Consider the following 21,984-nt stretch of genomic DNA (forward strand, 5'->3'; position numbering starts at 1 on the left):
GGTTGCCGAACTGAGGCGGTGTCGGTATGTCGGGTGGGGTTGGGGAACGTCACATATCGCGGAGGTCATTTCTGGCCGGAACGGCCACGGCCGGCGTGGCCGCGGCGGCGCTGAGCAGGCCGACAACCGCGCACGCCGCACCGGGTTCCACGGTCGCGATCTTCGGTGCCGGGGTGGCAGGCCTGACCGCCGCGCATGAATTGGCGGAGCGCGGGTACCGGGTCACGGTGTTCGAGCGAAAAGCGTTGGGTGGCAAGGCTCGGTCGATTCCGGCGCCGTCCCCGTCGGGCAGCCCGCTGCCGGCTGAGCACGGCTTCCGGTTCTTCCCCGGCTTCTACCGCAATGTCACCGACACGATGCGGCGCATTCCTTTTGCCGGCAACACTTTCGGTGTCTGGCAGAACCTGACCCGGGCCACGTCGTATCTGCACTCGGGGTTGGGCCGGGCGGATCTGACGATCCCACTGCCGTTTCCGATCCCGACCCTGCCCAATCCCATCACCCCCAAGGCCTTCACCGAGTCGGTGGCCGCGGTGTTCCAGACGTTGTTCCGGTTGCCGCCGTTGGAGGCGGTGTACGCCGCGCAGAAACTCGCGGTCTACGTCACCAGCTGCGACGAGCGCAAGCTCGGCCAGTGGGACAACATGACCTGGGAGAAATTCATCGGGGCGGACCACAAGAGCAAGGAGTACAACCGCTACCTGGCCGACGGCATCATCCGGAACCTGGCCGCGTCCAAGTCCAAGGACGCCAGCGCCCATTCGATCGGGCTGGTCGGCGAGGCCTCGGTGTGGTCGATCCTGCTGCTGGGCAACGACATCGACAACAAGGGATTCGACCGGGTGCTCAACGGCCCCACCAGCACCCAGTGGATCGATCCCTGGGTGGCCCATCTGCAGTCGCTCGGGGTGACGTTCCGGCTCGGGCAGGCACTGGCGCGGCTGACTCCCAACGGCAGGCACATCGCATCGGCCACGGTGGTGGACGGCAACGGGGTGGCCCAACCGGTGGTCGCCGACTGGTACATCTCCGCCGTGCCGTGCGAAAAACTCGCGGCGGTGCTGACTCCCGACGTGATCGCCGCCGATCCCAAGCTGGCGTCGGTGGCGGCGTTGCGCACCGAGTGGATGAACGGTCTGATGTTCTTCCTGCGCGAGCGCGTCGACGTCACCAAGGGGCATGTCAACTACGTCGACTCCGGGTGGGGGCTCACCTCGATCAGCGAGGCCCAGTTCTGGAAGCGGCCACTGACGACCTACGGGGACGGCACAGTCAAAGACTGTCTGTCGGCGATCATCTCGGACTGGAGCACGCAGGGAAACTTCAACGGGCTCAGCGCCAGGCAGTGCACGCCGCCGCAGATCGCCGCCGAGGCCTGGGCGCAGATCAAGGCCCATCTCAACGACACCAGCATCGTGGTGACGGATCAGATGGTGCATTCATGGTTTCTCGACCCGTCGATCATCGACTCGGGCACGCCCAATGTGCGCAACGACGAACCGCTGTTCATCCAGGACCCCGGGTCGTGGGCGCGCCGGCCGGAGGCCGTCACCGGGATCGACAACCTGTTCCTGGCCGGTGAGTGGATCAAGACCGACCAGAACGTCACCACGATGGAGGGTGCCAACGAAGGCGGCCGCTACGCCGCCAACGGCGTGCTGCTCGCCTCGGGTTACGCGGGTCCGAAGGCCAACGTTCTCGGGCTGTTCCAGGCACCGTGGTGGGCGCCGTTCAAGGCCGCCGACAAGGCGCGATATCGGGCCAGGCTGCCCCACGCGTTCGACATCGCCGACACCCGCTGGCCGACCTGACCCCCTTACTGAAAACAATTCTCAATAAACCTACGATGGCTCGGTGACGTCGTCCACCGGATCGGTACCCGTGCTGGCGGTCGCCGGGCATCTCGGCTCGGGCAAGACCACGCTGCTCAACCATCTGCTGCGCAACAGCCGCGGCGTCCGGATCGGTGCGCTGGTCAACGACTTCGGCGCGGTCAACATCGACGCCATGCTGGTGGCGGGGCAGGTCGATGCGATGGCGTCGCTGTCCAACGGTTGTATCTGCTGTGCGGTCGACGGCGAGGAAGTCGGCGAGATGCTGGGCAAGCTCGCGGCGGTCAAACCGCGGCTGGATCTCATCGTCGTGGAGGCCAGCGGGGTTGCCGAACCGGCTTCACTGGCCCGCACCATCGTCACCGTCGACGATCCCCGCTTCCATTACGCCGGCCTGGTTCTGGTCCTCGACGGCCTGCAACCCGACCTGAGTCACGGGCTGCCGGTCGCCGATCTGGTGGTGCTCAACAAGGCGTCCTCATGCACCGACGTCGACGGCCTGCTCGCACAGATCCGCCAGTTCAGTCCCCGGGTTCCGGTGCTGCCCACCGACTTCGCCCGCATCGACCCCGAGCTGCTGATCGACCCGCCGGAGCGGACGCCGCAGGCTCAGCTGTCCTTCGACGAGCTGTTGCACGACGAGCACGATCACTACCATCCTGAATATCAGAGCGTCGATTTCCGCACCGATGCCGCGGTCAACCCACGCCTGTTCATGGAGTTTCTGCGGGACCGCCCCGCTGGTCTCTACCGCGTCAAGGGCTTCGTCGACTTCGGCGTCCAGCGCTTCCTGCTGCAGCTGGTCGGCAGCTCGCTGCGTTTCGAGAAGCGGCGGGCGAGCGGCACCGAGTTGGTGCTGATCGGCACCGGGATGGACCCGTCGGCGCTGCGGGCCGGCCTCGAGCGGTGCACCAGCGAGCCGGCCGACGAGAACGCGATGCTCGGGGTGCTCAAGTACGTGGTGTAGCCGGCGGCGGCGGTTGTCCGTCCGGTTATCCTGGCCGCTCACCCGAATTCAAGGAGCCGCATTGTTCAAGGTCAACGAGTACTTCGGCGGCGACGTCGCATCGATCGCCTTCACCACGCCGGAGGGAAACGCGACCGTGGGCGTCATGGCCGTCGGCGAGTACGAGTTCGGCACTTCCCAGCTCGAGATCATGAAGGTGGTTTCTGGCGCGCTGACCGTCAAGTTGCCCGGCAGCGAGCAGTGGGAAACCTTCGCGGCCGGAACACAATTCACCGTGCCCGCCGACAGCAAGTTCCAGGTCCGCGTCGAGGCGGAGACCGCCTACCTGTGTGAGTACCGCTGACGCGGATTCACTCGGCCGCTCATCCGGTGCGGCCGCGGAATCTGCTGTGCAGCCTCTGCTTTGATACGCCGAGGACCCTGCCGATCTGTGCCCACGACAATCCGGCCCGGCGGCCGGCAAGGATCGCCCGTTCATAGCGAGCCTGGGCCCGGGCGAGATCGTCGCGGGCAAGTCCCAGTGCGTGCACGCGTGTCCCGATCGACAGGTCCCAGACAGCTTCGGCTGGGTTGTCGGGTGCAACGGGTTTGTGTGCGGCCATCTCCCGCTCAAGCTGCTCCTGCGAGCGTCGGAAGTACTCCTTCAGCTCAGGATCGTTCGCCCACCACGGCTCGCTCGTGTCTCCCATGGCCGGAGTATGCCGAGCAGTGGGGACATCTTTCCCGCCCGTGCGAACGTCAAGTTTTTTGACGATCGTGGTGGGCACTACGTGTGGAGGGGGAGGCCCGGCTGTGGTTGCTTCTCCGGCCGACACGTCTAGAGCAACTTCGTCAAATTTTTTGACGTTCTTGGTGGGCACCATGTGTGGAGGGGGAGGCCCGGCTGTGGTTGCTTCTCCGGCCGACACGTCTAGAGCAACTTCGTCAAACTTTTTGACGATCTTGGCGGGCACCATGTGGAGGGGGAGGCCCCGCTGTGGTTGCTTCTCCGGCCCACACGTCTAAAGCAACTTCGTCAAACTTTTTGACGGCGGGCAATCCGGGTATGTACTCGCCCATGCGACCGATCACTCTGGCCAAGACGGCCACCGCGGCATTGACCACTGCGCTCGTCGGCGGCCTGGCCAGTCGGCCCGCCCAGTCGAATTGGTACGAGCAGCTGCGCAAGCCGTCCTTTCAACCTCCGCGGCAAGCCTTTCCGATCGTCTGGCCGATCCTGTACACGGGAATCGCGGTGGTGTCGGCCCGCACGATCGACCGGTTGCGCACCGAGGGCCGCCAGGACGAGGCACGCGACTACACGGTGGCGCTGGCCGGCAATCTCGCCGTCAATGCCGCATGGTCGTGGGTGTTCTTCTCCCAGCGCAAGCTCGGCGCCGCGGCCGTCACCGCCGCGGCACTGACTGCCAGCAGCGCCGATCTGACCCGTCGTGCAGTGCAGGCCCAGGGTGCGCCCGGCGCCATCCTCACGCCCTATCCACTGTGGTGTGCCTTCGCCACCGCGTTGTCCACGAGGATCTGGATGCTCAACCGCAAGTGAGCGCGATCAGCTGAACGGCTTGCGCTGATCCAGGCGCCGCGACGCCAGGCCCGCACCCCGCCACACCCGCGCGACCCAGTCGTCGTCCTCTTCGGTGACCAGGTTGCCCATCACCCGAACGGCGATGTTCATCAGGAACGACGAGCGCACCGCGAGCGGTCCGGACGCCGGCAGGAACCGGGGCAACGTGAGCAGCAGGGCCAGCCGTCGGGCGATTGAGAAGCCTTGGGCGTAGTGGTCCTGCAACAGTGCGGGCCAGGCATGTGAATAGTCGCCGGAGCCCAGCAGTTCGGCCGCCAACCGGCCGGTTTCCAGCCCGTAGTCGATGCCCTCGCCGTTGAGCGGGTTGATGCACGCTGCCGCGTCGCCGACGAGCATCCAGTTGGGCCCGGCCACCCCGGACACCGCGCCGCCCATCGGCAGGAGCGCCGACAGCGCGGCCCGCGGCTCCCCGGAGAATCCCCATTCCTCGCGGCGCAGCTCGGTGTAATACGACAGCAGCGGTCGCAGGGCCGCGTGGGCGGGACGCTTGGCGGTCGCCAGGGCTCCCACACCGATGTTCACCTCACCGTTGCCCAGCGGGAAGATCCAGCCGTAACCCGGGAGCACCTGGCCTTCAGGGGAGCGCAGCTCCAGATGCGAGGTGATCCACGGCTCGTCGGCGCGCGGCGTGGCGATGTAGCCGCGGATAGCCGTGCCGTACACGGTTTCCTTGTGCCAGGTGCGGCCGAGCACGCGGCCCAGCGTCGAACGCGCGCCGTCGGCCACGATCAGATGGTTGCAGCCGATCGTAGCGCCGTCGTCGAGCTGGACGGATTCGACGTGCCCACGTGAGTCATGGCTCACACCAACGACTTTGGCGCCCAGACGCATCTTGGCGCCGTCGTCGGCGGCGACCGATCGGATCCGGTCGTCGAGTTCGGTGCGCGGGACCGCACTTCCGGTGGACGGGAACGACGGCCCGGGCCACCGCACTTCGACGTCGGCGCCGAATCCTGACATCCGCAGGCCGTGGTGCCGGATCCGGGTGTCGAGCCACGGCCCCATGCCGAGCCGTTCCAGTTCGGCAACCGCGCGCGGCGTCAGTCCGTCGCCGCAGGACTTGTCCCGCGGGAACTGCGCCGCGTCGATGACCAGCACGTCACGACCGGCTCGAGCCGCCCACGCGGCGGCCGCCGACCCGGCCGGTCCCGCGCCGACGACGACCACGTCTGCCTGTGTAAATCCCCGGGTCGCTGCGCTCCTGCCCGCCGGTGCATCCATGTCCCCCAGTATGTTGGACGAATGAGGACACCAGCGACTGTGGTGGCAGGCGTTGATTTCGGGGACGCGGCGTTCGCCGCCGACGTCCGGGACAGCGTCGCCAGGATCGAACAACTGATGTCTGACGAGCTGGGCAAAGCCGACGAGCTCATGGCAGAGGCGGTCCAGCATCTGTTCCAGGCCGGCGGCAAGCGGTTCCGTCCGCTGTTCACCGTGCTCTCGGCGTCGCTGGGCCCCCGGCCCGACGATCCGGACGTCGCAATCGCCGGTGCGGTGATCGAGCTGGTGCACCTGGCGACGCTGTATCACGACGACGTCATGGACGAGGCCCAGATGCGGCGCGGGGCACCGAGTGCCAACGCCCGGTGGGGCAACAACATCGCGATCCTGGCGGGTGACTATCTGTTCGCCACGGCCTCGCGGCTGGTTTCCCGGCTGGGACCGGACGCGGTGCGTGTGATTGCTGACACATTCGCCCAGTTGGTGACGGGCCAGATGCGTGAGACCCGCGGTGCGGCCGAGCATGCCGACTCCGTCGACCATTACCTCAAGGTGGTCTACGAGAAGACCGCCTGCCTGATCGCCGCCTCGGGGCGGTTCGGCGCGACGTTCTCGGGCGCCGATGCCGAGCAGGTCGAGCGGCTGCACCGGCTGGGCGGGATCGTGGGCACCGCGTTCCAGATCTCCGACGACATCATCGACATCGACAGCGATCCGGATGAATCGGGCAAGGTTCCGGGCACTGACCTGCGCGAAGGGGTGCACACCCTGCCGGTGCTGTACGCGCTGCGTGAGTCGGGTCCGGATTCCGACCGGCTGCGCGAATTGCTGGCCACACCCGTCGAGCGGGAAGAGGACGTGGCCGAGGCGCTGACCCTGCTGCGCCGGTCGACCGGGATGGCGCGCGCGAAGGAGACGGTGGCCGAGTACGCGGCGCAGGCCCGTGACGAGCTGGCCAGCCTTCCGGCCGGGCCCGGGCGTGACGCATTGGCCACCCTCGTGGACTACACGGTCAACCGTCACGGCTGATTCCGGAACCACGGACGGTAACTGAGCGTTTAATCAGCGATGGTTGCCGAGTAGTTGCCTAGGAGGAAACTGCGATGACGTGGAACCCGCACGCAAACCGAATCAAGACATTCCTGTTGCTGGTCGGTTTTTCGGCGCTGATCGTGTTCGTCGGTTCGTTGTTCGGCCGCAACGTGATGTACCTGGCGGTGCTGTTCGCCGTCGGCATGAACGTCTACGTGTACTTCAACAGCGACAAGATGGCGCTGCGCGCGATGCACGCGCAGCCGATCACCGAGGTGCAGGCGCCCGAGATCTACCGGATCGTCCGGGAGTTGGCCACCACGGCGCATCAGCCGATGCCGCGCCTGTACATCTCCGACACCGCCAACCCCAACGCATTCGCCACCGGCCGCAACCCGCGCAACGCCGCGGTGTGCTGTACCACCGGCATTCTGCAGCTCCTCAACGAGCGTGAGCTGCGCGCGGTTCTCGGCCATGAGCTCTCCCACGTCTACAACCGCGACATCCTGATCTCGTGCGTGGCAGGCGCGATGGCGTCGGTGATCACCGCCCTGGCCAATATGGCCATGTTCGCGGGGATGTTCGGCGGCAACCGTGAGGGTACGAATCCGCTGGCGATGCTGCTGGTTTCACTGCTGGGCCCGATCGCGGCCACCGTGGTGCGGATGGCGGTATCCCGCCAGCGCGAGTACCAGGCCGACCAGTCCGGTGCTGAATTGACCGGTGATCCACTGGCATTGGCGTCAGCGCTGCGCAAGATCTCCGGTGGCGTCGAAGCGGCACCGCTGCCTCCGCAGCCCCAACTGGCCGATCAGGCGCATCTGATGATCGCCAGCCCGTTCCGGGCCGGTGAGCGTATCGGCAAGCTGTTCTCGACCCACCCGCCGATCGACGACCGCATCCGTCGCCTGGAGGACATGGCCGGCTATGGCGGGTCAACTCCGGGCCGCTTCTAGTCCTTCGCCGTTGAGCGCCTGAAGCTAGGCGAGCCGCTCCATCGCTCGCCGTGCGTACTTGCGGACCTCTGCATGCTGGGAGCCGACATACGGTGCGACGAGGTCTCGGACTCCGGCGGCTTTCATCTGGATCAGGGCTTTGAGGGCGAATGCCGTGTACGGGCTGTCCAGATAACCGACCGCCAGAGCGCGAGCCTCATCGGTTTTCACCTTTCCCAGATAGCTCACCAGCCAGCTCCGGCCGGCCATGTCGATGGGTTCGGCCAGCAGTTCGACGATCTGGGCGAAATGCCTTGCCGTGGCGACGAATGACAACGTCGACAGCGCAGCATCCTGTGCCCCGCGGGTAAGCGGAGGTTGGTGGCGGATCTGGGTCAGCATCAAGTCGACGATGTGCTGCTTGCCCTGGGCGGCGCGGTCATGCAGGTTCCAGATCAGCCCGATCCGGATGATGTTGCGGTGATGGGTTTCCTCACCCGGGATCCGGGCTTCCAGATGGGTGAGCCAGTCAACGAAGACCGGAATGGCGGACGGCGCGGTGGTCGCCTTGAAGTGCCCGATTGTGTAGCAGCGGACGCCGACTGCGGCCAGGTCTTCCATCAGCCTGTGGTCAAATCCGTGCTGCCCGTCGACGTATCGGGCAGGCAGGTGGTCTCGCCAGTCGTCGCCGTCTGGAACATCCCACCCCTTGAGGACGGCGGGGGTCGCGCGTGGCGGTGTCGGCTGGGGGCGCGGTGGCAGCGTCGGTGGTCGACCTTCGCTCTTGGACTCGACCGCGCCGATGGCGTCGCGCAGCTGCGCGATGATGGCCTGCCGATCCGCCCCCATGAAGTCACGATAGCCAAGTCCGCAAACGCAACGAGCGTGCGCGAACTGCTGGTCGAACAGCAGACGCGCACGCTCGTTGCGCAAGCCGGAGAGAACGCCCCTTATGCGGCGTCGGCGAGGGTCTCGATGTGGGTGGGCGTCACCCGCAACACGCCGGCGCTGGCGATGTCGTAGAACAGGCCGATGACGTTGACGCGACGGGCCAGCGGGTGAGCTTGCAGCGTCTGCACCTGCACGGCGATGTTGACCATCGACAGCTGATCGACCATGCCGAAGCCTGCCTCTGCCGCTGACTGCGCCACCGGGTGGCGGCCGTCGTCAAACGCCTCGATCGACGGATTGCCATGGGCCAGCCACGATTCCAGATGCTTGTCGCCCGCGTCGGTCTTGCCGAGCATCGCGGTCATGGCACCGCAGCTGGAGTGTCCGCACACCACGATCGAGCTGACCTCGAGCTTGTCGACGGCGAAGGCGATGGCCGCCTCGATCGACGCGTCGGCTTGGCCGGCCGGGATCATGTTGCCGACGTTGCGCACGGTGAACAGATCACCCGGCCCGCTGCTGGTGATGACGTTGGGCACCACCCGCGAATCGGCGCAGGTGAGGAACAGCGTCTCGGGCCGCTGCGCGTGCACCAGCTCCTGCATGTGCGGGCGCAGCACCGGGGCGGTGCGACGGTGGTAGGCGGCCAGGCCGTGCAGGACTGAGGACACCTCCTCGCGCTGCCACGAGCTCCACGGCACCACGCCGGAACGCTTGTCGAACGGCGTGAAGCCGCGCATCGGCGGCCCGGCCACCGCGCTGGCCATCTCGACGGCGCCGACATCGTGGATGTCGACCGTGCCGCCAGTGGCCACGTGCTGGCGCTGCCACTCTTCGATCGTCTCGTGCGCGGCGTGGTCGATGAAGTCGACCGACAGTTCCACGGTCACCGACGAGCCGGTCGGCACCTTGCCCAGTGCGCTGGTGAGCGTCGGAAGGGACAGGAAGGTGCACGAGCCTTCGATGGCGACGCGCCAGGTGTTCTCGCCGGTGGATTCGGACACGATGTTGGTGCGCACCACCCGCCACACGGTCAGTGCGACCGCCAGCGCCAGGCCGATCAGCACACCTTCGAGCAGGTTGAGGAACACCACACCCGCTGCCGTGACGGCGTACACCGCGAGGTCGCCTGTGCGCCTGGCGGTTTCGATGTGAGCACGCTTGACCAGCTGGCAGCCGATGACGATCAGGAGGCCGGCGAGTGCGGCGGTCGGGATCATCTGGGCCAAACCGGCGAACGGCACCGCGAAGATCAGGATCCAGACGCCGTGCAGGATGGCCGAGGCGCGGGTGCGGGCGCCGGCGGCGACGTTGGTCGAGCTGCGCACGATCACGCCGGTGACGGGCAGGCCGCCGATGGCGCCCGAGACCATGTTGGCCGTGCCCTGGCCGATCATCTCGCGGTCGAAGTTGGTGCGCGGTCCGGTGTGCATGCGATCGACCGACACGGCCGACAGCAGGCTCTCGACGCTGGCGATCAACGCGATGGTGAGGACGCCTGCGGCGAACGCGCCCCAGTTGCCGTCGGGCAGGCTGGGCAGGGCCAGCGCATCCAGCAGGGAGCCGTTGATCTGGATGCGGGTGACGTCACCGAACGTCGGCAGCAACGACAGTGCGGTGACGCCGACGATGGCCACCAGCGGACCGGGAACCTTCTTGATCGGGGCGGGCACCCAGCGCCACCCCACCAGAATCGCGATCACCAGTGCGCCCAGGATGACGCCGTGGCCGTGGGCGTTCATCAGCTGACCTGGCAGTTCGGTGACATTGGCCCAGGCGGAGCTGTTGGAGCTGCCGCCGAGCAGCACGTGGATCTGCTGCAGGGCGATGGTGATGCCGATGCCGGCCAGCATCGCGTGCACCACGACGGGGGAGATGGCCAGTGCGGCGCGTGCCACCCGGCTCAGTCCGAAGAGGATCTGGAGCACGCCGGCGCACAGGGTGATGGCGCAGGTGACGGCCCAGCCGAACTGCGAGATGAGCCCGGCGACCACCACGGTGAGGCCGGCCGCGGGGCCGCTGACCTGCAGCGGGGACCCGCCGAGGGCGCCGGCGAGGATGCCGCCGACGATCGCGGCGATGATCCCGGCGAGTACCGGGGCGCCGGAGGCCACAGCGATGCCCAGGGACAACGGCAGGGCGACCAGGAACACCACCAGCGAGGCGGGTAGGTCGTATCGCAGAACGGCCCGGGCCCGTTCTGCGAAATCAGTCGTTTGCTGCATTGCACTCCTCCGTGTGGAGATGGTCATGCGCGGACCCGCCGCGTTGCAGGTCCGCGCAAAGTTATTGACGCCGTTGTCGGTGAACAACTTCGAAAGGTGTTGGAGCACAGCGCGACACAAGCCGGCTGAGTTCAGATGTAGCTCGGCAACACCCAATTGCTATGGGCGAGAGTATTTATCGCTGTAAGCAGGCGCAAGGAAGTTTGTGCCATGCATAGAGAACCCAAATGTTTCATAGGTGTGTCATTCGGTGAATATGACTGGTGTGCAGGGAAAACCGTTTGACGCATGAGGGGTGCGGCACCGATTGTTCACCAAATTGTTTCGAAAAGATATGTATTGCACCGAATCTCGGCTGGATCACGATTTCATATGAAGGTGATGTGAGTCATAGGGGTCGGTGGGTGAACGGCATTCCCTTAGAACTCCATATGAACTCCGTGACAACGGTCTGTGTACTCCGCACAATGGAAACATGACGACGATGTCCGTTTCCCCCCGTGCCCAGCAACCGCGCCAGGCCATCCTCGGACAGTTGCCGAAGATCCATCGCGCCGACGGATCTGCGATTCGCGTACTGCTGGTCGACGATGAGCCGGCGCTGACCAACCTGGTGAAGATGGCCCTGCACTACGAGGGCTGGGAGGTCGACGTGGCCCACAACGGCCATGATGCCGTAGCCAAGTTCGACGAGATCGAACCTGACGTCGTGGTCCTCGACATCATGCTGCCCGATATCGACGGGTTGCAGATTCTGCAGCGGGTCCGTGAGGCCGACGGCTACACGCCCACGTTGTTCCTGACCGCCAGGGATTCGGTGCTTGACCGGGTATCCGGCCTCACCGCGGGCGCCGACGACTACATGACCAAACCGTTCAGCCTCGAGGAGCTGGTGGCCCGGCTGCGCGGGTTGCTGCGCCGCTCCAGCCACACCACACCGCCTGCCGACGAGACCCTCAAGGTCGGCGACATGGTGCTCGACGGGGCCAGCCGAGAGGTCACCCGCGGCGGTGAGCCGATCAACCTCACCGTGACGGAGTTCGAGCTGCTGCGCTACCTGATGCGGAATCCGCGCCGTGCGCTGAGCCGTGCCGAGATCCTCGACCGGGTGTGGAACTACGGGTTCGGCGGAAAGTCCAGCATCGTCGACCTCTACATCTCCTACCTGCGCAAAAAGGTCGATACCGACCGCGAACCGATGATCCACACCGTGCGTGGCGTCGGCTACATGCTGCGCCCGGCCTCGTGACCCACTGATGCCGCCCAGGCGTTGGGGGCCGCGCTCACTGCGCCGGCAATTGGTACTGGGCGTCAGTGCGCTCGTCACCGTGGTGCTGTTCGCCGTCGGCGCGTTGTCCGTGTACAGCTTGCACACCTATGTGACGACGATGAGCGATACCGAGGTGTCGCGGTCGTTGGCGGCGTTCAGCCATTCCCTTGAGAAATGGCGGGAGAGCCGTACCGATCACGAGCTCGCGTCAGACACCGAGGCGCTCACGGCGTTCGTCGGACAGGCTCCGGGCAACCTGATCGCGGTGCTGCACGACGGCGAGGTGATCCAGTCGGCGGTGTTCTCCGACGGTGAGCCGCACCCCGCGCCGGCAGCGGTGACCGCCGCACTCGACCAGTACGACTGGACCGACGAGCAGCCGCGCACGGTGAAGCTTCCGGTGTTGGGCTCCTATCGATTGGCCAGTCAGCCTGCAGGGAACGGCGACATGCTGGTCTCCGGGGTGTCGCTGGACAGCGCCAACATGGTGATCGCCCGCAAGACGGTGACCGTCGGGGTGATGATCGTCATCGCCCTGATCGTCACCGCGTTGGGCACGGTCGCGGTGGTGCGCTATGCACTGCGGCCGTTGAGCCGGGTGGCGGCCACTGCGGCCAAGGTGGCGAAATTGCCGTTGGACGGTGGCGATCACCGCATCACGACACGGGTACGGGACAAGGACACCGATCCGGACACTGAGGTCGGCCTGGTGGGGGACACGCTCAACCAGCTGCTGGCCAATGTCGACAGCGCGCTGGCCGCGCTGGCCGAGTCCGACCGGCGCACCCGGCAGTTCCTCACCGATGCCAGCCACGAGCTGCGCACGCCACTGGCGGCGATCCAGGGCTATGCCGAGCTCACCCGGCAGGACAGCGCGAACCTACCGCCGACCACCGAATACGCCCTGGCCCGCATCGAGGCCGAGGCGCGACGGATGACCGGGCTGGTCAGCGACCTGCTGCTGTTGTCGCGGTTGAGTGAAGGACAGGAACTGGAGACCGACGACATCGACCTGAGCGATCTGGTGGTGGACGCCATCAACGACGTGGCGGTGGGCGCACCCGAGCATCACTGGGTGGCCGAGCTGCCCGACGATCCGCTCTGGGTGCGCGGGGACCTCGCCCGGCTGCACCAGGTGATCAGCAATCTGTTGACGAATGCCCGGATACACACGCCGCCTGGTGTGACGGTCGCCATTGCGTTGACCGAGGCCGGAGAATTCGCAGAATTGACGGTCACCGATGACGGCCCCGGAATTGATGCCGAATTGTTGCCGAATCTATTTGGCCGGTTTGTCAGGGCGGATAAATCGCGGTCGCGGGAATTGGGTAGCACCGGGTTGGGGCTGGCTATCGTGGCCTCGATCGTCGAGGCGCACCAGGGGACCGTTGCTGTCGCCTCAAAGCCTGGTCGCACGGTGTTTACTGTGCGGATCCCCCTCGCTACCGACGTCGCCCCGGAGACGGTCGCCGCCCATGCGAAAAATATGAATCGGGCCTGAATATTCTTTGACGGCCGAGCTGTATGCGGTAATTCGTATGTGTTCAATATGAGTTGATGGACCCTGGTGAAATGGCTCTTTAGGCTGGAACTACCTCAGCAAGAGAAAGGCCAGGTAATTCAATGGTGAACATCTGGAAAACTGTTGCCATCGCCTCCGTGGGAGCCGGTCTGGCATTGGGCGCGCTGGCAGCCCCGGCCGCCGCGGCGCCCGGCGGCACAGGGTCGGCGCAGCAGACGATCAAGCAACTGGAGGACGAGGGCTACCGCGTCATCCTGTCCCGCGTCGGCAGCGGGTCGATCAATGACTGCAACGTCAAGGCGGTCCGTCCCGGCCGCGACATCACCGAACTGAAGGCCGCGCCGCGGGGCAACACCGAGGAGCGTGTCCGCTACACCACGGTCTACGTCGACCTCGCCTGCGGTCAGGACAAGTAGCCCCCAGCCCCGGAGCGGTGGACCGTTCTATCGCCCCGGGTTAGGGTGGCGGCGTGCTGAGCAGAGTGGTGATTGGCCTGGTGAGCGCCGCGGGAGCGGCAGTGATGAGCGTGCCCGGTGCCGCACTCGCGGAGCCCGATCCCGCGCCTGCCGCCCCCAATGTCAACGCGTACGCACCGGTCAAGACCTCCGAATACGCGGTGATGGACAAGACCTGGTACGCGTTCAGCGTCCCTGAGGGCATCACCTGCGTGATTCAGCGCAACGGCAGCTACGGCTGCAGCGGACCGATCCCCGCCGCGCCCAACGGGGCCAACCTGGTCAGCGGCGGGCCGGGAGTACCCGGGTTCGCCAGTTCGCCGGCCCCCGTCTTCGCAGTCGTCGAGAACCCCAAGCCGTTGCCGCCCAATTCGCGGCTCAGCTATCAGACGGTGAGCTGCGGCACCGACGGGGTGACCACCTCATGCATCGACGGGCGCAATCAGGCGGGCTTCGTGATCAGCCCGGCGGGCAGCTTCGTCATCGGTGAGCAGGAGTCGGACTTCAAGCCCACCTTCCAGATCGGCTGAGGCTCAGCCGATTCCTTCGAGCGTTTCCATGTCGCTGGTGCCGATCTTCGCGATCACTTCCGGTGACCGTCGGCTCAGAATCCAGTACCAGGCCAGTGCGGCGGCAACGGTCGCCAGGAACAACCACGGGATCACGTTGAGCGGGTAGGCCGGCACCGGATACACGTTGGCGTAGAACACATATGCCATTGATCCGATGGCGAGCGCGGCGGCGGGCCACACCAGCGGAACACGGACCTTGATGCTGCGCAGGAACACCACGGCTGCGATCGCAGCTGCGGCGTAGGCCACCATGTAACCGTAGGTCCCGTAGGTGTCCACCCAGGTCACGACGTCCATCGCGTCGACGCCTGCCAGGTACAGGACCACCGGCACCGCGATCACCAGGGGGCTGACTGAGATCAGCGCACGGTGCGGGGTCAGGTGCGTCGGGTGGGTCCGGCCGATCGCCGACGGAACCACACCCTCCTTACCCATCACGTACAAGATGCGGCCGATGACGTTCATCGGAGCGACCACCACGGCGAAAAACGATGCGGCGATACCGAAGTTGAGGATCGGGTTGAACCAGCCCGGCATACCGACCAGGGTCGCGAGATCGTTGAGCGGTTGGGCGGATTCGCCGAGCTCGGGTCCCAGCGCGGCCACCTGGGTGTAGGCGGCGAAGACGTACAGCACACCCACGCCTGCGGCACTCCACATGATGGCCCGCGGCACCGCGCGGTAGGGATCCCTGGCTTCGCGGGCCAGGGCGTCAGCGCTGGAGAACCCGACGAATCCCAGGATCGCCAACACCATGCCCACCGCGATACCCGACGGTTTGGCGCCGGTCAGGTCGAACTGATCGGCATCGAAAGCGCTCGCCCCCAGGTGCACCAGGGTGAAGATCAGCAGCAGGATGATGATGGACACCGAAACCAGTTCCAGCACAAGCGAAACCCGCGCCGAGAGCCGGATGCCGCGGATGGTGAACAAGGTGGCCAGCGCACCCAGAACGGCGGCCAGCACGATCTGCGCGGCCACTCCGTGGATCGGAATGCCGAGTTGGTTGAGCAGGGTGGCGGTGTAAGCCACCGAGCCGCTCAGGGAACCCGCGGCGATGCCGAAGCATCCGATGATCAGGCTGACGCCGGTCAGGTAGGCGCCGAACGGTCCCAGTGCGGTCGCGGCGTAGCTGTACAGCGAACCCGCGCTCGAACGGCGCTTGGCGAACTGCGAGATGCAGTAGCCCACCGAGAGAATCACGACGGTGGCCAGGGCGAACGAGACCCAGGTGCCGTTACTGGCGGTGGTGTAGATGGCGGCGGCGGTGAATGCGATGACGGCGCTGGGCGCGATGTTGGCGATGGCCTGCGCGGCCAGTTCGCCACCGCCCATCACCCCGCGGCGCAGGCCCGCATCCCCGGTCGGGGTCTCGGCCCGGGTCTGAAGATCTTCAGTCACTTGGGATCTCGATTCTTCTCAGGCGTTCGGGACGAGGAGTTGGCGCAATGCGTGGCCGGCGGCCAGATCGTCGAGAGCGTCCGCGGCTTCGGCCAGGGGGCGCCGGGCGGAGATCATCGAGGCCAGGTCGAGGTTGCCCGCCATCACCTCGTCGACCAGCTGCGGGATGTCGCGCTCGGGAACCGCCGAGCCGTAGTTTGAGCCCAGGATCCGTTGATCGGCTTCGGCCAGTGCGAGCGGGTCGAAGCTGGCCCGCTCACCGGCAGGCGGGAGCCCGACGATGACGGCGGCCCCGCCGAGGCCCAGTGCCGCGATGGCCTGCTCGGTGGTGGCGATCTTGCCGATGGCGTCGAAGATGTAGTCGTATCCGTCGGGCAGCACCTCGCGCAGGGCTACCACGACGTCCTCGACCCCCGAGGCATCGACGGTATCGGTGGCGCCGAGTTTTCTTGCCAGGGAGAGCTTTTCGGCGACGACGTCGACCGCCACGATGCGTGACGCGCCGGCCAGTCGGGCGCCCTGGACGCAGGCCAGACCCACCCCGCCGCAGCCGATCACCGCGACGGTCGAATCGGGTTGCACGTCGGCGGTATTGCGCACCGCGCCCACTCCGGTGGCGATCGCACAACCCACGATCGCGATGTCTTCCAGTGGCGCATCCTTGCGGACCTTGATCGCGCCGCTGCGGGGGACCACGACCTGCTCGGCGTAGGAGGACACCCCGAGGTAGTGGTGGATCTGGCCGCGCTCGTTGGACAGCCGGGTGGTTCCGTCGTACAGGGTGCCGCCGGTGGACACGACCGACGCCACCAGCGCGCACTGGGCCGGCCGGCCGGCCTGGCAGGCGCGGCATTCACCGCAGCCCGGCACCCAGCTGAGCACCACATGATCGCCGGGTTCGAGGTCGTCGACGCCGGGGCCGACCGAGGTGACCACGCCGGATCCCTCGTGTCCCAGCACCACCGGCGCCGGGACATCCCAGGCGCCGGTGGTGACGTGCAGGTCGGAGTGGCAGACGCCGGCGGCCGCGATCCGGACCCGCACCTCGCCGGGGCCGGGGGCAGCGAGGTCGACGTGCTCGATGCTGATGGTTCCGTTGCCGTCAAGGACAGCGGCCTGAATCCGCGTCGACTCGCTGGTGGGTTCGGTTGCAGGTGCAGACACCGCGTGCCTTTCTGTGCTTTGGGGGCACCGCCCACGTGTAGGGTTCAATGCCATAAAACAATGGCTGTGTTTTACACCACTAAACGAACGGGCGTCAACAGGAAGGGGGAGCCTCAGTGGCGGACGGGGGCCAGACCGGCACGGAGACCGGTATGGGGCGGGCCGGGGCACGGCTGCGTGAGTTCCGCGGTCAGCGCGGATTGAGCCTGACCGAGGTGGCCGCCCGGGCCGAGGTGACCAAGGGCTTCTTGAGTCTGGCCGAGCGGGGGATGACCAACGTGTCGGTCCCGGTGCTGATGCGCATCTGCGATGCCTTGGAGATCGGCATCGGTGATCTGTTCGAGTACCCCTCGGCGCCCGTGGTGCGCAGCGGAGCCGGTGCGCCGCTGGAGATGGGCGGACACGGGGTCAGGGAAGAGTTGCTGACCCCGAAGACCGAACACCATGTGCAGGTGATGCACACCATCATGCGGCCGGGCGGTGGTTCGGGAGGGGCCTATCGGCTCGATGCCGCAACGATTTTCGTCTACGTGCTCAAGGGTGGACTCAGCATCACCGTCGAGGGCCAGACCACGTTGCTCGACATCGGCGACAGCATGACCTTCGGTGCGACCCAACTGCATGACTGGCACAACCCGACCGACGACGAGGCCGAGGTGCTCTGGACCATCGCCCCGCCGGTCGGGGCCGAGGACTTCCGCGCAGCGGTGCGCGGCGTCGAGCCGGGTTCCGCGAAAGTGACGTAGAGGTCGAAGGCAAGCGACCGAGAGCGACCACAGCGTCACTCTCGGTGAGGAAAATCAGAACCCCGACCCGTGCACCTCGTGGCCGGGCTTCTCGATCATCAAGCCGTAGTAGGCGTCCTCGACCTTCGCGCCGTGGTTGATCACCGCGTCGACCTCGCGGGCGATCGGCATGTTGAGCCCGTACTTGTCGGCGAACTCCATGATCACGCTGGCGGCCTTGACGCCCTCGGCGACCTGATTCATCGACGCGATGATCTCGTCGATGGACTTGCCCGATCCCAGTTGTTCGCCGACATGGCGGTTGCGACTGCGCTGGCTGGTGCAGGTGACGATGAGGTCTCCCATGCCGGCCAGACCGGCGAACGTGTCGCGCTGGCCGCCGACTGCCTCGCCCAGTTTGGCCATCTCCCGCACCGCGCGGGCCATCACCATCGCGCGGGTGTTCTCTCCGATGCCCAGTGAGTAGCCCATGCCGACGGCGATCGCGTAGACGTTCTTGAGCGCGCCGGCCATCTCCACGCCCACCACGTCGTCGGTGGTGTAGGTGCGAAAACGTTTGGTGCGGAACAACTGTGCCAGGTTCGCTGCCAGATGTTGGTCGGGCATGGCCAGCACTGCGGCCGCCGCATAGCCTTCGGCCACCTCGCGGGCGATGTTCGGCCCGGCCAGGATGCCGGCCGGATGCCCGGGCAGCACCTCGTCGACGATCTCGCTCATCCGCATGTTGGTGCCCTGTTCCAGGCCTTTGACCAGGGAGACCACCGGCACCCACGGGCGCAGTTCACGGGCCAGTTCGGTGAGAACTCCGCGGAAGCCGTGGGACGGCACACCCATCACGATCACGTCGGCGCAGTTGGCCGCCTCGTTGAAATCGTTGGTGGCCTTGAGGCTTTCGGGCAACACCACCTCGTTGCCCAGGTAGCGCGAGTTGCGGTGGTTGTCGTTGATGTCCTCGGCAGTCTCCGCCGAGCGCACCCACTGCAGCGTCGGCCCGCGCCGGGCACAGATGGAGGCGACGGTGGTGCCCCAGGATCCGCCGCCGAGGACGACGACGTTCGGTTCGCGTTGCGCTGGTGCCATGGCGATCAGCGTATTGCCGAGACGCGGTTGCTGAGCGCAACTTGTCGAACTGGGTCAGCCGGTGGCGGTTCTGCGTCGGCTCAGTGCGCCGATGACCGCGGCCGCCAGGCATGCCGTCGACACCGCGCCGGCGAACCACGGGAAGACGGTGGCCAGATCCCAACGGGTGGCGGCCCAGCCGGCCAGCAGGGTCGGGACGGCCATGGCGGTGTAGGCCAGCAGGTAGAACGCAGACATGGTCTCGCCGCGCTGGTCGGCCGGGACGACATGGGACAGGTGCCGCAGCGATCCGCCGAACCCGAGCCCGAACGTCGCACCGAGCATTGCTGCCGCGACGAACACCAGGGGCCAAGAGTGGGTGAGCAACACCGGAATGGTCAGTATCAGGGTGATCGCCATGCCGATGTCACCGACGATTGCGGAACGGTGTGCCGGGATGCGGGTGGCAGCCAGTTGGGCCATGGCCGCGGAGAACGCGGTGATGGCCACGACCCCGCCGCCGAACACCAGGTTCTCGATGTGGGTCTGGTGGGCAGCCAGTGACGGATACAGCGACAGCAGTACGCCCAGGACCGACCACGACGCCATGGCGCCGAGTGCGGCGAACCAGAAGTCTGATCGAATTTCCTTGGCCACAGCGGGTTTCGAGATACGGATCGGGCCGGGGGAGCGGGTGGTGTGGGTTTCGCGCAGCGCCAGTACGCCGACGCCGACAAGTACGCAGATCACCGCGACGACGGCGTAAGGGGTGCGCAGCGGGTGCGGGGCGTACTGCGCGAGGACGGCGGAGCCGATGATCGCCACCGTCATGCCGATGTTGAAGGCGACACCGCTGAGTTGTCCCGACCGCACACCGCGGTGCGGGCGCAGGTCCAGCAGTGCGGCGGCGGCGACCACCACGATCGATCCGATGGCCGCGCCGTGGATGGTGCGGGCCAGCAGGAGCAGGGCCATGTTGTCGGCGACCAGGAACACGCCGAGCCCGATGAGCATGGCGATCAGGGCGCCGACGAGTACGGGCTTGCGGCCGATCACGTCGGAGATGCGGCCGGAGATGAGGACGGCGGCCAGCGCGGCCAGCGCGTACACCGCGAAGATGACCGTGGTGGCCAGCGGCGTGAGATGCCAGGCTGTTTCGTAGATTCCGTACAGCGGCGCGGGCAGGCCCGAGACTCCCAGCGCCACCCCGCTGAAGATGAGCAGCAGCGGATAGGCCCAGCGTTGGCCGTGCTCGACTTCGCGCCCGAGGGCGGTCTCCGCCGAAATCTGCGCCATCGCCACTCCCTGTCCGGTAGGTTCGATGCTCATCGAACCTGGCCGAGCCTACGCTGGGTTTGACGTTCATCAAACTTGTTTCTGGCGGGGGACACGCATGGCAGATGCTCCGACGGTCGAGGTGCCGTGTCCGGTGGGCACGTTGCCTCAATTGCTGGCTGCTCTGCAGGACCCTGTGCGGCTCGAGATGGTGCGTCGTCTATACGACGCCGGTGAGCCGGTGAAATGTGCGGGGCTCTATGACGGCATCAACAAGTCGACGGCCACCCACCACTTCAACATCCTGCGCGACGCCGGCCTCACCGAGCGGGTGATCAGTGAGGGTCACGTTTATCAGCGGTTGCGCGCGCATGATGTGGACGCCGCCATGCCCGGTCTGCTGTCCGCGATCGTGGCGCAGGCGAACCGGGAATCCGGCACGGCCGAGATGTTGCGAAACCCGACTGACATCGCCCGTAGTCAGTAGACTTCGGCGCGGGCGGTGAACCCGGCGGCGGGACGCCCATCGTCGGCAAAAATCCGACAGCATTTCCACCGTTTCCACACGATCGGCAAAGTTAACGGCCATACCGGACACTGATTCCGCACCGAGTTCGTTTGTGCGGCGCGAATCCTCGGTCGGTCAGAGCGCGGCACTTGCGTCGGCGTCAATGCCGATGGCCCTCGCAATGGCCTGAATGCACTGTATTTACACGTGATACAGGAAGTGACAAGGCATCGTCCGCACGTTCGAGTGGTGGTGGCTGCGTGACGCCGACGGCGGGTGGTTTGCCGGAAATTGATGAGCCCATCTCGCTAAGTGAATGATAATTCGGCAAAACGTTGACGGGGATCGAGTCTCGACGTTACGGTGCCATCCAATGCGAGTTATTCGGCCGAGAGCGGCCGTACCTCGGTTTGGGGAGGGTTGATCTTTGCTGGTTCTGCTGCTTAATGAGAGAGGATGACGGCGCCGCCTGAGAGCGTGACCGATGGGGTCGAACCGGAGCGGGGAATCGACGCCATCGAGAATTGGGCCACCGGTTATGCCCGGCGTCATCCGCTGGCGTCGCTCGCCACGGTCGGGGACCAGTTCGTGCTCGGCGTCCGCACCGTCCAGATCCTGTTCCTCGACCTTGTGACGGGCCGCTTCCAGTGGCAGGAGTTCATCCGGCAGGGCGCGTTCATGGCCGGCACCGCCGTGCTGCCCACCGTGCTGGTGGCCCTGCCGATCGGCGTCACCCTCTCGATCCAGTTCGCGCTGTTGGCCGGACAGGTCGGCGCGACGTCACTGGCCGGCGCGGCCAGTGGCCTGGCGGTGATCCGGCAGGCCGCGTCACTCGTCGCTGCGGTCCTCATGGCGGCTGCGGTGGGTTCGGCGATCACCGCCGATCTGGGTTCGCGGACCATGCGTGAGGAAACCGACGCCATGGAGGTCATGGGTGTCTCGGTGATTCAGCGGTTGGTCGTGCCGCGCTTCGTCGCCGCCATCATGATCGGCGTGGCGCTGACCGGGGTGGTGTGCTTCGTCGGCTTCCTGGCCAGCTTCCTGTTCAACGTCTATTTCCAGAACGGCGCCCCCGGCAGCTTCGTGGCAACCTTCGCCTCGTTCGCCACCACCGGCGACATGATCGTGGCTCTGGTGAAGGCGGTGATCTTCGGCGCCATCGTCGCGGTGGTGTCGTGTCAGAAGGGATTGTCGACCAAAGGTGGGCCCACCGGTGTGGCGAACTCTGTGAATGCGGCGGTAGTGGAATCGATTCTGTTGCTGATGGTGGTCAACGTGGCGATAAGCCAGCTCTACATCATGCTGTTCCCCCGGGTCGGGCTGTGAC

General features: G+C 66.3%; 21 protein-coding genes. 13 read left to right on the plus strand and 8 right to left on the minus strand.

Annotation, left to right across the window (positions count from 1 at the left end; genetic code table 11):
* The first annotated feature begins 26 nt into the window (after window positions 1–26).
* From A5779_RS27070 to ppnP, 3 genes are all read left to right on the plus strand, one after another.
* The gene (locus tag A5779_RS27070; protein WP_064886793.1) at window positions 27–1,811 is read left to right on the plus strand and encodes a hydroxysqualene dehydroxylase; all 1,785 of its coding nucleotides are present in this window, start codon (window positions 27–29) and stop codon (window positions 1,809–1,811) included.
* Window positions 1,812–1,854: 43 nt separating this feature from the next.
* Window positions 1,855–2,799 carry a CobW family GTP-binding protein gene (locus tag A5779_RS27075; RefSeq protein WP_064886794.1) on the plus strand — a complete coding sequence of 315 codons (945 nt, stop codon included), beginning with the start codon at window positions 1,855–1,857 and terminating at the stop codon, window positions 2,797–2,799.
* Window positions 2,800–2,860: 61 nt separating this feature from the next.
* A complete protein-coding gene (gene ppnP, locus A5779_RS27080) occupies window positions 2,861–3,142 on the plus strand; it encodes a pyrimidine/purine nucleoside phosphorylase (protein WP_055110342.1) in 282 nt (93 codons plus the stop codon).
* Between the two features lie 19 nt (window positions 3,143–3,161).
* On the opposite strand, the gene A5779_RS27085 is transcribed toward ppnP, so the two are convergent.
* Window positions 3,162–3,488 carry a hypothetical protein gene (locus A5779_RS27085; RefSeq protein ID WP_064886795.1) on the minus strand — a complete coding sequence of 109 codons (327 nt, stop codon included), beginning with the start codon at window positions 3,486–3,488 and terminating at the stop codon, window positions 3,162–3,164.
* Window positions 3,489–3,856: 368 nt separating this feature from the next.
* On the opposite strand from A5779_RS27085, the gene A5779_RS27090 reads away from it, so the two are divergent.
* On the plus strand, window positions 3,857–4,339 hold the full coding sequence (locus A5779_RS27090; protein ID WP_064886840.1) for a TspO/MBR family protein: 483 nt from the start codon (window positions 3,857–3,859) through the stop codon (window positions 4,337–4,339).
* A gap of 6 nt (window positions 4,340–4,345) precedes the next feature.
* On the opposite strand, the gene menJ is transcribed toward A5779_RS27090, so the two are convergent.
* A complete protein-coding gene (menJ, locus tag A5779_RS27095; RefSeq protein ID WP_064886796.1) occupies window positions 4,346–5,602 on the minus strand; it encodes a menaquinone reductase MenJ in 1,257 nt (418 codons plus the stop codon).
* A gap of 21 nt (window positions 5,603–5,623) precedes the next feature.
* On the opposite strand from menJ, the gene grcC1 reads away from it, so the two are divergent.
* Together grcC1 and htpX are read left to right on the plus strand one after the other, a co-directional pair.
* A complete protein-coding gene (gene grcC1 / locus A5779_RS27100; RefSeq protein WP_082941874.1) occupies window positions 5,624–6,631 on the plus strand; it encodes a nonaprenyl/(2E,6E)-farnesyl/geranylgeranyl diphosphat synthase in 1,008 nt (335 codons plus the stop codon).
* A 74-nt stretch (window positions 6,632–6,705) separates the two neighbouring features.
* The gene (gene htpX, locus A5779_RS27105) at window positions 6,706–7,590 is read left to right on the plus strand and encodes a zinc metalloprotease HtpX (protein WP_064886798.1); all 885 of its coding nucleotides are present in this window, start codon (window positions 6,706–6,708) and stop codon (window positions 7,588–7,590) included.
* A gap of 24 nt (window positions 7,591–7,614) precedes the next feature.
* Here htpX and A5779_RS27110 read toward each other — a convergent pair whose 3' ends face one another.
* The gene (locus A5779_RS27110) at window positions 7,615–8,418 is read right to left on the minus strand and encodes a HEAT repeat domain-containing protein (RefSeq protein WP_236734899.1); all 804 of its coding nucleotides are present in this window, start codon (window positions 8,416–8,418) and stop codon (window positions 7,615–7,617) included.
* Window positions 8,419–8,519: 101 nt separating this feature from the next.
* Window positions 8,520–10,685 carry a SulP family inorganic anion transporter gene (locus tag A5779_RS27115; protein ID WP_064886843.1) on the minus strand — a complete coding sequence of 722 codons (2,166 nt, stop codon included), beginning with the start codon at window positions 10,683–10,685 and terminating at the stop codon, window positions 8,520–8,522.
* A 475-nt stretch (window positions 10,686–11,160) separates the two neighbouring features.
* Between A5779_RS27115 and A5779_RS27120 the strand changes: the two genes are divergently transcribed.
* The 4 genes from A5779_RS27120 (at window position 11,161) to A5779_RS27135 (ending at window position 14,462) form a co-directional block, all read left to right on the plus strand.
* Complete coding sequence (locus A5779_RS27120) at window positions 11,161–11,934, plus strand: response regulator transcription factor (RefSeq protein WP_003883610.1); 774 nt, start codon at window positions 11,161–11,163, stop codon at window positions 11,932–11,934.
* A 7-nt stretch (window positions 11,935–11,941) separates the two neighbouring features.
* Window positions 11,942–13,456 carry a sensor histidine kinase gene (locus tag A5779_RS27125; RefSeq protein ID WP_064886799.1) on the plus strand — a complete coding sequence of 505 codons (1,515 nt, stop codon included), beginning with the start codon at window positions 11,942–11,944 and terminating at the stop codon, window positions 13,454–13,456.
* A gap of 122 nt (window positions 13,457–13,578) precedes the next feature.
* Window positions 13,579–13,893 carry a hypothetical protein gene (locus A5779_RS27130; protein WP_064886800.1) on the plus strand — a complete coding sequence of 105 codons (315 nt, stop codon included), beginning with the start codon at window positions 13,579–13,581 and terminating at the stop codon, window positions 13,891–13,893.
* Between the two features lie 53 nt (window positions 13,894–13,946).
* Window positions 13,947–14,462, plus strand: a complete 516-nt coding sequence (locus tag A5779_RS27135) for a hypothetical protein (protein ID WP_064886801.1) — start codon at window positions 13,947–13,949, stop codon at window positions 14,460–14,462.
* A gap of 3 nt (window positions 14,463–14,465) precedes the next feature.
* Here A5779_RS27135 and A5779_RS27140 read toward each other — a convergent pair whose 3' ends face one another.
* Window positions 14,466–15,905: an APC family permease gene (locus A5779_RS27140; protein ID WP_064886802.1), complete on the minus strand. Its 1,440-nt coding sequence runs from the start codon at window positions 15,903–15,905 to the stop codon at window positions 14,466–14,468.
* Between the two features lie 18 nt (window positions 15,906–15,923).
* Window positions 15,924–17,069 (minus strand): zinc-binding dehydrogenase, encoded by a 1,146-nt coding sequence (locus A5779_RS27145; protein WP_110777775.1) that lies wholly within the window; start codon window positions 17,067–17,069, stop codon window positions 15,924–15,926.
* Between the two features lie 116 nt (window positions 17,070–17,185).
* Here A5779_RS27145 and A5779_RS27150 point away from each other — a divergent pair, with 116 nt between their 5' ends.
* Complete coding sequence (locus tag A5779_RS27150) at window positions 17,186–17,815, plus strand: helix-turn-helix domain-containing protein (RefSeq protein WP_236734900.1); 630 nt, start codon at window positions 17,186–17,188, stop codon at window positions 17,813–17,815.
* A 54-nt stretch (window positions 17,816–17,869) separates the two neighbouring features.
* Here the strand turns inward: A5779_RS27150 and A5779_RS27155 are convergent, their stop codons facing one another.
* Window positions 17,870–18,895 carry an NAD(P)H-dependent glycerol-3-phosphate dehydrogenase gene (locus A5779_RS27155; protein WP_064886803.1) on the minus strand — a complete coding sequence of 342 codons (1,026 nt, stop codon included), beginning with the start codon at window positions 18,893–18,895 and terminating at the stop codon, window positions 17,870–17,872.
* A 54-nt stretch (window positions 18,896–18,949) separates the two neighbouring features.
* Entirely contained in the window at window positions 18,950–20,170 is a 1,221-nt protein-coding gene (locus A5779_RS27160) for an MFS transporter (protein WP_064886804.1), read from the minus strand.
* A 97-nt stretch (window positions 20,171–20,267) separates the two neighbouring features.
* Between A5779_RS27160 and A5779_RS27165 the strand changes: the two genes are divergently transcribed.
* Together A5779_RS27165 and A5779_RS27170 are read left to right on the plus strand one after the other, a co-directional pair.
* Window positions 20,268–20,636, plus strand: a complete 369-nt coding sequence (locus A5779_RS27165; RefSeq protein WP_064886805.1) for an ArsR/SmtB family transcription factor — start codon at window positions 20,268–20,270, stop codon at window positions 20,634–20,636.
* Between the two features lie 477 nt (window positions 20,637–21,113).
* The gene (locus tag A5779_RS27170; RefSeq protein ID WP_064886806.1) at window positions 21,114–21,983 is read left to right on the plus strand and encodes an MlaE family ABC transporter permease; all 870 of its coding nucleotides are present in this window, start codon (window positions 21,114–21,116) and stop codon (window positions 21,981–21,983) included.
* Window position 21,984: the final 1 nt, after the last annotated feature.

Origin of the sequence: Mycolicibacterium peregrinum, assembly GCF_001665625.1 — a bacterium.
In the GTDB taxonomy this organism is placed as follows: Bacteria; Actinomycetota; Actinomycetes; order Mycobacteriales; family Mycobacteriaceae; genus Mycobacterium; species Mycobacterium peregrinum_B.